At 67.8% G+C, this 12,805-nt stretch carries 15 protein-coding genes; 10 read left to right on the forward strand and 5 right to left on the reverse strand.

Features of this window, described 5'->3' with window-relative positions; genetic code table 11:
- The first annotated feature begins 25 nt into the window (after positions 1–25).
- From AC1VVG_RS29050 to AC1VVG_RS29070, 5 genes are all read left to right on the forward strand, one after another.
- Positions 26–319 (forward strand): hypothetical protein, encoded by a 294-nt coding sequence (locus tag AC1VVG_RS29050; protein WP_034189907.1) that lies wholly within the window; start codon positions 26–28, stop codon positions 317–319.
- Positions 316–1,365: a multidrug transporter subunit MdtN gene (mdtN, locus tag AC1VVG_RS29055; protein ID WP_034189908.1), complete on the forward strand. Its 1,050-nt coding sequence runs from the start codon at positions 316–318 to the stop codon at positions 1,363–1,365. Before AC1VVG_RS29050 ends, mdtN begins: the two co-directional genes overlap by 4 nt.
- A complete protein-coding gene (locus tag AC1VVG_RS29060) occupies positions 1,346–3,373 on the forward strand; it encodes an FUSC family protein (protein WP_482837018.1) in 2,028 nt (675 codons plus the stop codon). Before mdtN ends, AC1VVG_RS29060 begins: the two co-directional genes overlap by 20 nt.
- Positions 3,360–4,904 (forward strand): TolC family protein, encoded by a 1,545-nt coding sequence (locus AC1VVG_RS29065; RefSeq protein ID WP_482837020.1) that lies wholly within the window; start codon positions 3,360–3,362, stop codon positions 4,902–4,904. Before AC1VVG_RS29060 ends, AC1VVG_RS29065 begins: the two co-directional genes overlap by 14 nt.
- Before the next feature lie 307 nt (positions 4,905–5,211).
- The gene (locus AC1VVG_RS29070; RefSeq protein WP_006483946.1) at positions 5,212–5,919 is read left to right on the forward strand and encodes an MgtC/SapB family protein; all 708 of its coding nucleotides are present in this window, start codon (positions 5,212–5,214) and stop codon (positions 5,917–5,919) included.
- 42 nt (positions 5,920–5,961) lie between these two features.
- On the opposite strand, the gene AC1VVG_RS29075 is transcribed toward AC1VVG_RS29070, so the two are convergent.
- Positions 5,962–6,681, reverse strand: a complete 720-nt coding sequence (locus AC1VVG_RS29075; RefSeq protein ID WP_034189911.1) for an autoinducer binding domain-containing protein — start codon at positions 6,679–6,681, stop codon at positions 5,962–5,964.
- A gap of 73 nt (positions 6,682–6,754) precedes the next feature.
- Here AC1VVG_RS29075 and AC1VVG_RS29080 point away from each other — a divergent pair, with 73 nt between their 5' ends.
- The 3 genes from AC1VVG_RS29080 (at position 6,755) to AC1VVG_RS29090 (ending at position 8,832) form a co-directional block, all read left to right on the forward strand.
- Entirely contained in the window at positions 6,755–7,198 is a 444-nt protein-coding gene (locus AC1VVG_RS29080) for a DUF4902 domain-containing protein (protein WP_034189912.1), read from the forward strand.
- A 209-nt stretch (positions 7,199–7,407) separates the two neighbouring features.
- Positions 7,408–8,016, forward strand: a complete 609-nt coding sequence (locus tag AC1VVG_RS29085; RefSeq protein WP_049035377.1) for an acyl-homoserine-lactone synthase — start codon at positions 7,408–7,410, stop codon at positions 8,014–8,016.
- 51 nt (positions 8,017–8,067) lie between these two features.
- The gene (locus AC1VVG_RS29090; protein WP_197423869.1) at positions 8,068–8,832 is read left to right on the forward strand and encodes a hypothetical protein; all 765 of its coding nucleotides are present in this window, start codon (positions 8,068–8,070) and stop codon (positions 8,830–8,832) included.
- A 175-nt stretch (positions 8,833–9,007) separates the two neighbouring features.
- Here AC1VVG_RS29090 and AC1VVG_RS29095 read toward each other — a convergent pair whose 3' ends face one another.
- Positions 9,008–9,298, reverse strand: a complete 291-nt coding sequence (locus AC1VVG_RS29095; RefSeq protein ID WP_059557577.1) for a hypothetical protein — start codon at positions 9,296–9,298, stop codon at positions 9,008–9,010.
- Positions 9,299–9,596: 298 nt separating this feature from the next.
- Here AC1VVG_RS29095 and AC1VVG_RS29100 point away from each other — a divergent pair, with 298 nt between their 5' ends.
- A complete protein-coding gene (locus AC1VVG_RS29100; protein ID WP_034189916.1) occupies positions 9,597–9,983 on the forward strand; it encodes a VOC family protein in 387 nt (128 codons plus the stop codon).
- Between the two features lie 21 nt (positions 9,984–10,004).
- Here the strand turns inward: AC1VVG_RS29100 and AC1VVG_RS29105 are convergent, their stop codons facing one another.
- Positions 10,005–10,571, reverse strand: a complete 567-nt coding sequence (locus AC1VVG_RS29105; RefSeq protein WP_124671084.1) for a GNAT family N-acetyltransferase — start codon at positions 10,569–10,571, stop codon at positions 10,005–10,007.
- Between the two features lie 156 nt (positions 10,572–10,727).
- On the reverse strand, positions 10,728–11,378 hold the full coding sequence (ribA, locus tag AC1VVG_RS29110) for a GTP cyclohydrolase II (protein WP_482837023.1): 651 nt from the start codon (positions 11,376–11,378) through the stop codon (positions 10,728–10,730).
- A gap of 178 nt (positions 11,379–11,556) precedes the next feature.
- On the opposite strand from ribA, the gene AC1VVG_RS29115 reads away from it, so the two are divergent.
- Positions 11,557–12,015: a CBS domain-containing protein gene (locus AC1VVG_RS29115; RefSeq protein WP_034189919.1), complete on the forward strand. Its 459-nt coding sequence runs from the start codon at positions 11,557–11,559 to the stop codon at positions 12,013–12,015.
- A 156-nt stretch (positions 12,016–12,171) separates the two neighbouring features.
- Here AC1VVG_RS29115 and AC1VVG_RS29120 read toward each other — a convergent pair whose 3' ends face one another.
- A complete protein-coding gene (locus tag AC1VVG_RS29120; RefSeq protein WP_034189920.1) occupies positions 12,172–12,501 on the reverse strand; it encodes a DUF4148 domain-containing protein in 330 nt (109 codons plus the stop codon).
- Between the last annotated feature and the right edge of the window lie 304 nt (positions 12,502–12,805).

The raw sequence follows: 12,805 nt of genomic DNA on the forward strand, positions 1-12,805 counted from the left end.
CCCCCAACGTCGAGCTCGTCACACCATGAGAAAAACAATGCCGCGCGCGCCCCTGCGCGTTGCCGCCGCCCTGGCGCCCGCCCTGCCGCTCGCGGGCTGCGCGTCGCGAGGCGCCCCGTCGTACGTGCTGTTCGGCGCGTATTTCCCGCTCTGGCTCGTCAGCGCGATCGTCGGCGTCATCGGCGCGATCGTCGCGCACCGCGTGTTCGTCGCGACCGGCTGGGCCGCCACCGTGCCTTACCAGCTCGCCGTCTGCACCGCGATCGGGCTCGTGGTCGCCGTGATCGTCTGGCTCACCGGCACGGGGCCGTTCGCATGAAGGCCGCCGGACTCCCCCGCCCGTCCGTGAAAGGCCGCGTGATCGCGCTCGCGATCGTCGCGCTCGGCATCGCCGCGCTCGTGTATGCGTACTACCGCACGACGGCCTACCCGTCCACCGACGACGCGTCGATCGACGCGGACGTCGTGCACGTCGCATCGCCGGTCGGCGGCCGCATCGTGCAACTCGCGGTGCACGAGAACCAGCGCGTCGCGAAGGGCGACCTGCTGTACGAGATCGATCCCGTGCCGTACCGGCTGTCGGTCGCGCAGGCGCAGGCCGACGTCGAACTCGCGCGCGCATCGCTCGACACGCGCCGCCGCTCGCTGATCGGCGAGCGTTCGAACGCGGCGGTCGCCGCCGAGCAGGTCAAGCGCGCGACACAAAACTACGATCTCGCGACGCGCGACGTGAACCGCCTCGCGCCGCTTGCCGCGCAGGGCTACGTCAGCGCGCAGCAGTTCGACCAGGCGAAGGTCCGCCAGCGCGACGCGTCCGTGTCGCTCGCGCAGGCGCAGGAACAGCAGCACGCATCGGCCCGGACGATCGGCGACGAAGCCGACGCGATCGCGACGCTGCATGCGCGCGAAGCCGCGCTCGCCCGCGCACAGCATGCACTCGACGATACGGTCGTGCGCGCGCCGCACGACGGGCTCGTGACGGGCCTGACCGTGCTCGCCGGCGAAACCCTCGCGCCGAACCAGTCGATCTTCACGCTGATCGACGCGCGCGAATGGTTCGCCGTCGGCAACTTCCGCGAGACGGCGCTGAGCCGCATCGCGGTCGGCGATTGCGCCACCGTCTATTCGATGATCGACCGCAGCCGCCCGCTGACGGGCAAGGTCGTCGGCATCGGCGCCGGCATCGCGGACAGCGCGCGCATCAACCTGCCGCGCTCGCTGCCGATCGTGCAGAACTCGGTGAACTGGGTGCACGTCGCGCAGCGCTTCCCGGTGCGCGTGAAGCTCGACGAGCCCGACGCCGCGCTCGTACGCGTCGGCGCCAGCGCGATCGTCGAGGTCCGGCATGGCACTGCCTGCCGCTGACGTTCGCGCGCCGGGCCCGCGCGAAGTCCTGCGACTGCTCGCGCCGTTTCCGGGGCGCACGGCCATCGCCGTGCGCGTCGCGCTCATCTGCGCGCTGACCGCGCTCGTGACGGCCGCGAATGGCACGCCCGAAGCCGCGCTGTCCGCGTACGTCGTGTTCTTCATGATCCGCGCCGACCGCGTGACGAGCATCGTGCTCGCGGCCGCGCTGCTGCTGATCGTCACGATCGTGATCGGGCTCGTGCTCGGCATCGCGATCTTCAGCATCGACTATTCGATCCTGCGGGTCGCCTGCATGGCCGTGCTGTCGGTCGCCCTCCTGTATCTGACTTCCGCCAGCAAGCTGCGCCCGGTGGGCGCGATCCTCGCGATGATCGTCGGCTTCGGGCTCGACCAGCTCGGCCTCGCGCCGTTCGGCGAGGCCGCGACGCGCGCGTTGCTCTATATCTGGCTGACGATCGCGATCCCCGTCGGCGTGGCGATCGTCGTCAACCTGCTGATCGCGCCGTCGCCGCGCAAGCTCCTGCACGCGCAACTCGCGAAGCGGCTGCGGCTCTCCGCGCGACGACTGCGCGGCGGCGACGATGCACGCGCCGCGTTCGACGCGAGCCTGCGCGAAGGCGACAAGCAGTTGCTCACGTGGCTCAAGCTGTCGAAACTCGAAGGCTCGTCGAGCGCCGCCGACGTCGCGGCGCTGCGGCAGGCCATCGCGTCGAGCACCGCGCTGATGGTCGGCGTCGCGCTGGCCGATCGCGAACCGGACGCACGGCTGCCCGATGCGTTCGCCGCGCCGATCGCCGCGACGCTCGACGACATGGCCGCCATTCTCGAACGCGGCGGCTACCCGGTCGACGTGACGCTCGCGCTGCCGCCCGCCGACGCGCTGCCGCCGCTCGCGCACATCGCCGCGACCGACCTCCATGCCGCGATCACGCGTTTCGCGGAGCCGGGCGCGACGGCCGATGCCGCGCCCGCCGCCCCTGCCGCCATACCCGAAGCCCCCGCGCCGGCCGCACGCGGCGGCTTCTTCCTGCCCGACGCCCGCACCAATCCCGACCACATCCGTTATGCGCTGAAGACGACCGCCGCGGCGATCTTCTGCTACCTGCTGTACTCGCAACTCGACTGGTCGGGCATCCATACCTGCGTCGTCACCTGCTACATCGTGTCGCTCGGCTCGACGGCCGAGACGGTCGAGAAGCTCACGCTGCGGATCGTCGGCTGCATGGTCGGCGCGCTGCTCGGCACCGCCGCGCTCGTGTTCGTCGTGCCGGCGCTGTCGTCGGTCGGCCACCTGATGGCGCTGGTGTTCGCCGGCGCGTGGCTGTCCGCGTGGATCGCATTCGGCTCGCCGCGCATCGCGTATGCGGGTTTCCAGATCGCGTTCGCGTTTTTCCTGTGCGTGATCCAGGGCGCCGGCCCCGGCTTCGACCTGACGATCGCGCGCGACCGCACGATCGGCATCCTGCTCGGCAACGTCGTCGTGTATCTCGTGTTCACGCGCATCTGGCCCGTCAGCATCGGCAAGCAGATCGACGTCGCGCTCGCCGCGCTGCTCGACCAGTGGCGGCGGATCGCGCGGATCGCGCAGCCGGCCGAGCGGCGCACGCTCGCGGCCGAAGCGTTCGCGCGCCACGGCGCGATCACGCAGGAGCTCGGCCTGGTCCATTACGAACCGTCGTGGGTCCGGCCGGCCGCGACGTGGCTCGCCTCGCGGCGGCGCGCGCTCGCGGAACTCGGCGCGATCGAAGGCCCGCTGTTCCTGCTCGCCGAACGCCAACCCGGAGACATCGCGATCGACGCGCAACTCGCGCGCGTGACCGAACCGGGCGACGACAACGCACCCGATACGGACGCCCGCGCACCCTCGGCCGCGCCGCCGGGCGCCGCCCCCACCGACCCCGCACGCGACGCGCTGCTGAACCTGATCGACACGCGGCTCGCGCAGATCGCCGACGCCGCCCGTCCAGCCACACCGAAGGAGCCTGCCCCCCATGCGTCGACCTGAACCGCCGGCCGCCTCGATCGCCGTAGCCGCCCTCGCGACCGCCGTCGCACTGGCCGGTTGCGCGACGTCGTCGATCGACCTGGCGCCGGAGGCATCCGACCGCCCGTGGCAGCCGCAAACGTCGGCCGCGGGCGACATCGTGCCGGGCCCGCCGCGCGCGTCCGCGCCAGGCGCGCACGACTACACGCTGCCCGCGTCGCCGGCGCTCGCGTCGGTCTCGCCGCCGGCCGTGCTCGATGCCGCGCATCCGTACACGCTGCCCGAGCTGATCGATCTCGCCGAATCGGCGAACCCGCTCACCCGCATCGCGTGGAACGACGCTCGCAATGCGGCGCTCGCGGTCGGCCTCGCCAAGGCCGCCTACCTGCCGCGCCTGTCGGCGACCGCGATGGGCGCGTACCAGACGAGCCACGGCTCGACGTCCACGATCCTCGGCGATTCGTCGAGCGACACCACCGTGCACGGCACGATTTCGGCGCTGTCGCTGCAATGGCTGCTGTTCGATTTCGGCGGCCGCGCGGCGCGCGTCGAAGCGGCCGAACAGGCCTCGATCGCGTCGAACGTCGCGTTCACGGCCGTGCACCAGCAGGTGATCCACGACGTGACGGTCTCGTACTACCGTTACGAAGCCGCGCGCTCGCGCGCCGTCAGCGCCCAGCAGGGTCTCGCGAACGCGGACGCGATCCTCGCGGCGTCGCGCGCGCGGCTCAAGCACGGCGTCGGCACGGTCGTCGAGCTCGCGCAGGCGACGCAGAACCGCGCGCAGGCGAACCTCGCGCTCGTCCAGGCAAACGGCGCGGAAAGCGACAGCTACCTCGCGCTCGTCTCCGCGCTCGGCATCTCGCCGCTGTCGAAGCCGACGATCGCCGCGCTGCCGAAGCGGCCGCTGCCACCCGCGCTCGGCTCGTCGGTCGATGCGATCGTGTCGGATGCGATCGCGCGCCGCCCCGACCTGCAGGGCGCGTTCGCGCTCGAAAAGGCCAATCGCGCGAAGATCAAGGCCGCCGAAGCCGCGTTCATGCCGAAGATCTTCCTGTCCGCGTCGACGTCATACGCGAGTGGCGGCACGGCCATTTCCGCATTACCCGCGATCGGCGACCAGGCGCCGACCGTCAACCTGAACGGAAGCCGCTACGGCGGCGGCGTGTTTCTCGGCGTGACGATTCCGCTGTACGACGGCGGCCTGCGCTCGGCCGTGCTGATGCAGGCGCGCAACGATGCGGAAAGCGCGTCCGCGCGCCTCACGCGGACCAAGGAGGAAGCCGTGCGGCAGGTCGTCGCCGCGCAGAACGCGGTGCAGACGAGCCTCGCGTCGCACGACGCGGCCAAGGCGCTCGTCGATGCCGCGCAGACGAGCTACGACGCGGCGCTGACCGCGTACCGCAACGGCGTCGGCTCGGTCACCGACGCGACGATCGCGCAGAGCCAGCTGCTCGCGGCCCGAAACGCGGAGGTCGGCAGCTATGCGGGCGCGCTGTCGGCCGCCGCCGCGCTCGCGCTCGCGACGGGCACGATCGGCGCCGCGCAGTAGCACGGCCGCCGCAAGGCGGTTGACGCCTGCGCGCGCCGCCCACTAGAATGCCGCCCATTCTTCCTTCAGGAACCATCGTGGACAGTTGCAGCACTCCGTTGCGTGCGCCGCTTGCCGCCTGAACGCCTGTCCGACGCAGTTCTCCTGCCCCGGCTCGCGTTCCGCGAGCCCGCACGCCCCCCGTTACACACTGAATGACGCATTCGCGCGGTACAGTACCGCGCGATGACGGCCGTCCACGCGTCGCCCATGGCCTTGCGCCGCGGCGACGACGGCCGGCGCGCGCTTCTTGCACGGCAGGACAACCATGACTTTCGATTTCGCACTCCGTCTTTTCACCGCGTTCGCCTGCGGCGTCGCCATCGGCCTCGAGCGCCAGATGCGCCAGCGCACGGCCGGCCTGCGCACCATCACGCTCGTCGCCAGCGGCGCGTGCCTGTTCGTCACGCTCGGCGTACTGACCGGCAATGGCGTCGCGGGCGTCACGCAGATCGCCGCCTACGTCGTGTCGGGCGTCGGCTTTCTCGGCGGCGGCGTGATCATGCGCGACAAGGGCTCGATCCAGGGCATCAACACGGCCGCGACGCTGTGGTGCTCGGCCGCCGTCGGTGTGCTGGCCGGCTCCGGCCATTACGTGCCCGCACTGGCCGGCACCGGCGTCGTGCTGCTCACCAATACCGTGCTGCGCGGTGTCAGCCAGGCGATCAACGCGACGCCCGTCTCGAACGCCGATCTCGTGCGCGAATACCAGATCACGGTGATCTGCCTGGCCGCCGACGAAGTGCACATCCGCACGCTGCTGTCGAACGCGATGTACGCGAAGCCGCTGTCGTTCCAGAGCCTGACGAGCGAGGACGTACCCGATCAGCCGGACCGGCTGAAGGTGACCGCGACGTTGAAGCTGCATCCGAAGGATCAGCAGAAGCTCGAACAGATCGCGAGCCGGATGAGCATGGAGAAGAGCATTTCCAGCGTGAGCTGGACCGCGAAGGAAGCGGAACCGATGATGGAGTGAGCGGCGTGGCGGCCGCCGCATCCGGCGCCGCCCTCGCCTGCGTCACGGCGCGTCGATGAGCCCGGCCGAAATCGCCTTCACGACCGCCTGGACCTTGTTGGTCGCGCCGAGCTTCTCGAGGATGTTGTTGACGTGGAAGTTGACCGTCCGCTCCGAGATGCTGAGGATCTGGCCGATTTCGCACGCGGTCTTGCCCTCGGCCGTCCAGCACAGCACCTCGCGCTCGCGCGCGGTCAGCGTGACGCCCGCCGCGGGCGACAGCTTCGGCACCATGAAGCGGCTCATCAGCGAATGCGACAGGTTCGCGAGCCAGTTCGTCTGCAGCGTCAGCATGTTGATTTCGGCAGGCGTCAGCCGGTCGGCATGGCGCGCGATGCTCAGCAGGCCGAACGCGCCGCGGGCCGCCCAGCTCGACTGCGCGACGCCCACCGACAGCCCGAAATCGCGCGCGTCCTGCCACAGCGGGCACGGGTCGATCCGGTCGACATCCGGCCAGACGATCATGTTGGTGCTCAGCGCGCCGTCGCGAACCGTCGAATCGATCTCGATGTAGTTTTGCGCCTGGTAGTGCGCCATCCAGCCGTCGGGATAGGTATTGAAGATGGCGACCGACGGCTTCGATACGGGCAGCGGTACGCGAATGCCGTAGCAGCAGTATTCGAATCCCAGCCGCCTCGAATAGGCGGCGATCCGCTGGAAGAGCTGCTGCTCGTCTTCCGCGGCGCTGAATTGTTGATAGGCATCCTGCCAGCGCAGTTCCATTCGTTCTCCGACAACGTCACGCTGTCATACTTGTCAGGTTCCAGCACCCGTTCGAGGCTGATACATTCCGCGCATGACCTCACCTTTGCTGCACCCGGTCCCCGGCCCGTCCCCGGACGGCTACGTACGCCTGTCAAAAGACGCACTGGCCGTGCTTGCACTCGACCATGTCTCGAGCGGCCTCGACGCATCCTTGCTGGCCGAACTGCGCGACAGCGCGATCGACGCACGCCTCGCCGGCTACACCGAATGGCACCGCGCGGCCGGCGCCGGCGCCCCTTACGTGACGGTCGGCTGGGACTGGTACCTCGAACGCGCGACGGGCACGTTCGTGATCGCGGGCGGCGACGTCCGCAGCAACGTGATGGTCGTCGATGCCACCGGCGCCGACATCGGCATGGTCCGCACGGCCGCCGCGCTCGCCGCGCGACTTGCCGGCATGGACTGGCCCGCCGCGGTCGCGTCGGCCGTGCTCGGTCGCAACGACGCCTATCATGCCGGTCCCACGCTCCAGTGACAACCTGCCGCGCATTCATCTGATCATTTCGCAAGACTGGCGCTCTTTATAAGCAAAAGCCGTCCAGTTTTCAATCCCGTCGATCAAGAAACCGTTACCACGCCGCAAATGGCGCCTTTGGGCCGCCACCCTGTAAGAGTTACCAGTTACAGCCCCCTCGTGCCGCGCGATGTAATGCACGCATACAAAAGCACAGATCCGAGGACACCATGCGGACCTTCGTTCACGAGGAAGGGCGGTTGCCACACGAACTTGCAGCGGATCTAGGGCGCTATCGGCGCCGCGTATTCGTCGAACAGCTCGGTTGGGCGCTTCCGTCGGCGAACGAAAGCTTCGAGCGCGACCAGTTCGATCGCGACGATACCGTCTACGTGTTCGCGAGGAACGCCGGCGGCGACATGTGCGGATGCGCGCGCCTGCTGCCCACCACGCGCCCGTACCTGCTGAAGTCGCTGTTCGCCGACCTGATCGCCGAAGACATGCCGCTGCCGCAATCGGCCGCCGTCTGGGAGTTGTCCAGGTTCGCGGCGACCGACGACGAAGGCGGCCCGGGCAACGCCGAGTGGGCCGTGCGCCCGATGCTGGCCGCGGTCGTCGAATGCGCGGCGCAGCTCGGCGCGCGCCAGCTGATCGGCGTGACGTTCGCGAGCATGGAGCGGCTGTTCCGCCGGATCGGCATTCACGCGCACCGCGCAGGCCCGCCGAAACAGGTGGACGGTCGTCTGGTGGTCGCGTGCTGGATCGACATCGATCCGCAAACGTTTGCCGCGCTAGGAATCGAGCCGGGGCAGGCAACCCGGCAAGCCATCGCCGCCTGAGCCGGAACGCGCGTGTCCGTCCGGGCGGCATCGTAACGAAGGAGAACCAACGTGGACCAGTCTCAGGTCTTTCGCGCGATGATGCCCGGCTTGACGAGCGCCGGCGGCGCCCGCATTGCGGTCGCCTATCCGTCGTTTCCCAGGCCGCTGCCGCTCGTGCGGCTCGACCGCCGCGGGCTCGTGTTTCGCGCCGCCGGCGCCGCGCCGCTCGTCTGCGGGCTGCCGCGCCCCGCGACGCTGCTGGTCGCGGACGAGCCGCTCTGCTCGCTGCGCCTCGTGATTCGCGGCACCGCCCCGGCCGGAGGCGGCCAGCACGACCTGACGATGCAGCCGTCCGGCGCCGCCGGCGACGAGCTGCTGTGGCATGCGCTGCGCGATCGCGCACCGTACCGGCACATTCGGCACCCGCTGGCGCCCGTCGATACGACCCGCGCCGCCGACAGCGCGCCGCTCGCCCCGGCAGGCGAAGCCGCCCCGCGCCCGTCACGCAGCACGGCCTTTCGCCTGCCGTGCCACAGCGACGCGCTGTTCTTTGCCGACTGGCTCGAATATCACTTCGACGAGTTGCGCGCGCTGTCGCAGCAGCACGGGCCGCAACTGCAGCTCAATCAGCTCGAGCGCCAGGTGGCCGACGACGAGGTCGGCGTACGCTTCGTCTACGACATCGACGGCCATGCGACGCGGCATGCGCTGACCGACTGCGCACGCGAGGCCTGTGCATGGATCGAGACGGAAATGCGCGACAAGTACGCGCTGCCCGTCGCGCAGGAGCGGTTCGGCGCGTTTGCGGCACATGCGCGGGCCAGCGGCATGTGAATGGATCACGCGGCTGCCAGTTGCATGGATACAACTAGCGCTTGCAAACGTCCGGGTTTTCCCTTAAATTGACGTCTGTCTCCTCCATGTCTCCAAACATGGATTCAGCCCGCTCAAGCAGCGGGCTTTTTTATTGCCTGCGCGAATCTCGGGGCCACATCATTTTCCGTTCCGGCTAACCCGCCGGACGTGCGCCGGCCGGGTGCAGCCAGTAGTGATACACCGTAAATATCAGCGCAAGCGCCACGACCAGGATCAACAACAGGTATAGCCAACCCTTCCTGGTCGACGGCAGGTCCGTCACGGCGCCGACGTCACCCGTCAGTGCCATCAACGCGACCATCGCCAGCCCGGCCAGTACCAACGTGCCCTTGGCCACCCATCCAAAGACGGCCTCCAGTCCGGCCGCCCATCGCGATTGGCGATAAGGTCCGGCAACCGGCCGACGCAGATCGGGCTTACTCATTCCTCATCTCCCGTCCGACCTGCACGAATCCGCACGTCGAACAGCAGGCTGCTGCGGAAGGCCGGGATTTGAGGGCTCCGCAGACATGCGGCGGCCGCGGTGCACACACTGAATCTGAAGCGTCATGTTTGTTGTATCTTGAGCGAGTCGGGAGTCGCCCCTTCGCTTCGTTTGGCCGAAACGAATCGATATCGTTCGACACGACGAGCATGCGCCGCGACACGATCCGCTCGCCTCACGCAATCCTGATCGGTCCGCTTATCATTGACCGGGCCCGCCACTCTTCGCCGAGGTCATCTTGCACGCCCACTTGCGTATTGCCCGCCCGGTCAGCAACCTCGCCCGCACCGAGCGCATGTATCGCGACGCCCTCGACCTGTCGGTCCTCGCGCGTTTCGACGATCACGACGGCTTTTCCGGCGTGATGCTCGGACGTGACGGTCTCGACTATCACTTCGAATTCACGCACTGCCCGGATCATCCGATCGCGCCGTCGCCCACACCCGAAGACCTGATCGTCTTCTACCTGCCCGATCGACCGGAATGGGAAGCCGCGTGCGAGCGCGCCGCCGCACATGGCTTCATGCCCGTGACGTCGTTCAATCCGTACTGGGAAATATCCGGCCAGACCTTCGAGGATGCCGACGGCTACCGAATCGTGCTGCAGAACGGCACGTGGCGCTGACACGCGGAGACGCGTGAGCCGTTACGCGCCGGCAACGCCGCCGGCGCGCGCGACATACACGACGTGCGGCCGCAGCGGATGCCCGTCCGGCAACGCGGGATGATCGAAGTCGCGCGCGGATTGGCGCAGCATGCCGAGCTGCTCCATCACACGCCGCGACCGCACGTTGGTGTCGGCCGTCCACGCGAAGATTTCGCCGAGCCCGGCCCGGCCGAACCCGTCGGCCAACGCGGCGGCAGCCGCTTCGAGCGCGTAGCCCTGCCCCCACGCGTGGCGCGCCTGCCGCCACATGATCTCGACGCTCGGCGCCATCGGATGGGTTGCACGCGCTTCATGCGACAGACCGCAAAGCCCGATCAGCGTCGCGTCGGCACGACGTTCGACCGCCCACACGCCGAAGCCGTGTGCATCGAAATGCGCGTCGAAGCGCGCGATGAGGTCGCTCGCCTCGTCGACGGACATCGGGCCGCGCGCGAGCCACGCGATCACGTCCGAATCGGCATGCATCGCCGAAAGCGCACCCGCATCCGACGCACGCCAGCGACGCAGCATCAGGCGTTCGGTTTCGATCTTCGAGAGGGTGGACATGGGTGATGAGAATCGCACGGGCGGCAGCGGAACGCTGGTGACATCACGAACCCGAAGGCGGGGCGGCTGACGAAGGAGGAAGCTCGATCGTCGCGTCTGGGCGCGACGATCGATGGAACAAACAACGAGAAACGGGCACGGGTGCGCCCATCGCGATTACTCGTTTTTCTCGAAGTAATGCCCGAACTTCGTCTGCTTCGTTCGGATATAACGCTCGTTTTCCTCGCGCACGGGCACCGCCAGCGCCACGCGCTCGCAGACCGGAATGCCGTGCTTCGCGAGCGTGTCGAACTTCTCCGGGTTGTTGCTCATCAGCCGCACCGACGTCACGCCGAGGATCCGCAGGATCGCGGCGGCCGAATCGTATTCGCGGGCATCGTCGGGCAGGCCGAGGTCGAGGTTCGCCTCGACGGTGTCGCGCCCCTGCTCCTGCAGCGCGTACGCGCGGATCTTGTTGCTCAGGCCGATCCCGCGCCCTTCATGACCGCGCAGGTACAACAGCACGCCGCGGTCTTCCGCCGCGATGTAGCGCAACGCAAGGTCGAGCTGCTCGCCGCAATCGCAGCGATACGAGCCGAACACGTCGCCGGTCAGGCATTCGGAGTGCAGCCGCGTCAGCACCGACTGCTCGCCGGCCACGTCGCCCATCACGAGCGCAAGATGTTCGGCATCGCTGCCCGATACGCGAAACGCGTATGACTTGAACGTACCGTAACGCGTAGGCAGCGACGCGGTGGCGACGAGTGTCACGCACTCGTCGGCCTGGTCATTGCCCGGCGCGGGCGATTGGGGACGCGAAGACATCATGAATTGAATCGAAACGTTCAGGAATGTAGGAGTTGTGTGGATAGTGCGTGACGGGAGTTTACCGCTAATCTGGAAACGTCACGCGACTGCCACTGCGCGCCCGGCTATACTGGGCTCAACGGGTGTCGCGCACCAACGCCCTGCCTTCCCTGTATCGACCTGCACACGGAGAAAGCGAATGAGCACGACTGTCGCGCAGATTCTCAAGGCCAAGCCTGATTCGGGCCGCACGATCTACACCGTCACGAAGACCGATTTCGTCTACGACGCCATCAAGCTGATGGCGGAAAAGGGGATCGGCGCGTTGCTGGTCGTGGACGGCGACGACATCGCGGGTATCGTCACCGAGCGCGATTACGCGCGCAAGGTCGTCCTGCAGGACCGTTCATCGAAAGCGACCCGCGTCGAGGAAATCATGACGGCGAAGGTACGCTACGTCGAACCGTCGCAATCCACCGACGAGTGCATGGCGCTGATGACCGAGCACCGGATGCGCCACCTGCCCGTCCTCGACGGCGGCAAGCTGGTCGGCCTCATCTCGATCGGTGACCTCGTGAAGAGCGTGATCGCCGATCAGCAGTTCACGATCAGCCAGCTCGAACACTACATTCACGGCACGCCGGTCGCTTCGACCTGATCCGCGCAGCAAAAAAGGCCCAAACGCGTCAGCGTCTGGGCGGAAAGCCGCCGACATGCGGCGACGGAGGTTCTGCTCCAGCGGGCGAACGACGCGCGCAAACGGCGCGCGTCTCGTCGTTTGAATGGTGCGCTCGGGCAGACCGGGGACGTTCGATTAGTTGCCGAAGTAGACCGAATTCACCGGATTCGGTGCTTCCCGCGTCACGCGGCGGCCGGCTTGGCCCGCGCCCGTCGCGACGGCGCCGTAGCCGCTCGTATCGGCCTGCGCGAGCATCGGCTGGTTCGGCTGGATCCGCTGTTCGGCTGCCTGGATGTTGCTCGGGTACTGCGCATCGCTCGCCAGCGGCTTGTAGCCGTTCTGTTCGAGTTGCACGAGTTCGGCCTTGACCTGGTCGCGCGTCAGCCCCTGTTCGGACTGTGCAAACGATGCGATCGGTGCGGCAAGGACGGATGCGGCGATGGCTGCGTAGATGATCGACTTCATGATTTACCTCCGGAATATGTTCTCTTTTGACGTCGCCTCGGCAGGACCCTGTCTGAAGCGAATGAATCCAGTGTAGTGCGCGTCAACCCAAGGGGAAACCCTTAGTTGGAACATACAGCGTTGCAATTTTGGAAAAAATCACCAAATATTTCCGCACGCAGCCCGCGCAACTTGCGTTATATGCACAACAATCGCTGACGAAACGCCAACAGCCAGATCACATATCCCGAAGGTTGTGTTGTAGAATCGTAAGGTTTTAATCGCCAGCCGATATTCCATCCACCATGTACGCGCTCACGCTCCT

It is taken from the genome of Burkholderia sp. L-4, from assembly GCF_056856535.1.

Excerpts from the sequence above, each read along its gene's own strand:
- mdtN (WP_034189908.1), top strand. The coding sequence starts at position 316 with ATGAAGGCCGCCGGACTCCCCCGCCCGTCCGTGAAAGGCCGCGTGATC.
- ribA (WP_482837023.1), bottom strand. The coding sequence starts at position 11,378 with ATGATGTCTTCGCGTCCCCAATCGCCCGCGCCGGGCAATGACCAGGCC.
- AC1VVG_RS29095 (WP_059557577.1), bottom strand. The coding sequence starts at position 9,298 with ATGAGTAAGCCCGATCTGCGTCGGCCGGTTGCCGGACCTTATCGCCAA.
- AC1VVG_RS29120 (WP_034189920.1), bottom strand. The coding sequence starts at position 12,501 with ATGAAGTCGATCATCTACGCAGCCATCGCCGCATCCGTCCTTGCCGCA.
- AC1VVG_RS29080 (WP_034189912.1), top strand. The coding sequence starts at position 6,755 with ATGACCTCACCTTTGCTGCACCCGGTCCCCGGCCCGTCCCCGGACGGC.
- AC1VVG_RS29050 (WP_034189907.1), top strand. The coding sequence starts at position 26 with ATGAGAAAAACAATGCCGCGCGCGCCCCTGCGCGTTGCCGCCGCCCTG.
- AC1VVG_RS29065 (WP_482837020.1), top strand. The coding sequence starts at position 3,360 with ATGCGTCGACCTGAACCGCCGGCCGCCTCGATCGCCGTAGCCGCCCTC.
- AC1VVG_RS29115 (WP_034189919.1), top strand. The coding sequence starts at position 11,557 with ATGAGCACGACTGTCGCGCAGATTCTCAAGGCCAAGCCTGATTCGGGC.
- AC1VVG_RS29105 (WP_124671084.1), bottom strand. The coding sequence starts at position 10,571 with ATGTCCACCCTCTCGAAGATCGAAACCGAACGCCTGATGCTGCGTCGC.
- AC1VVG_RS29070 (WP_006483946.1), top strand. The coding sequence starts at position 5,212 with ATGACTTTCGATTTCGCACTCCGTCTTTTCACCGCGTTCGCCTGCGGC.
- AC1VVG_RS29075 (WP_034189911.1), bottom strand. The coding sequence starts at position 6,681 with ATGGAACTGCGCTGGCAGGATGCCTATCAACAATTCAGCGCCGCGGAA.
- AC1VVG_RS29060 (WP_482837018.1), top strand. The coding sequence starts at position 1,346 with ATGGCACTGCCTGCCGCTGACGTTCGCGCGCCGGGCCCGCGCGAAGTC.
- AC1VVG_RS29085 (WP_049035377.1), top strand. The coding sequence starts at position 7,408 with ATGCGGACCTTCGTTCACGAGGAAGGGCGGTTGCCACACGAACTTGCA.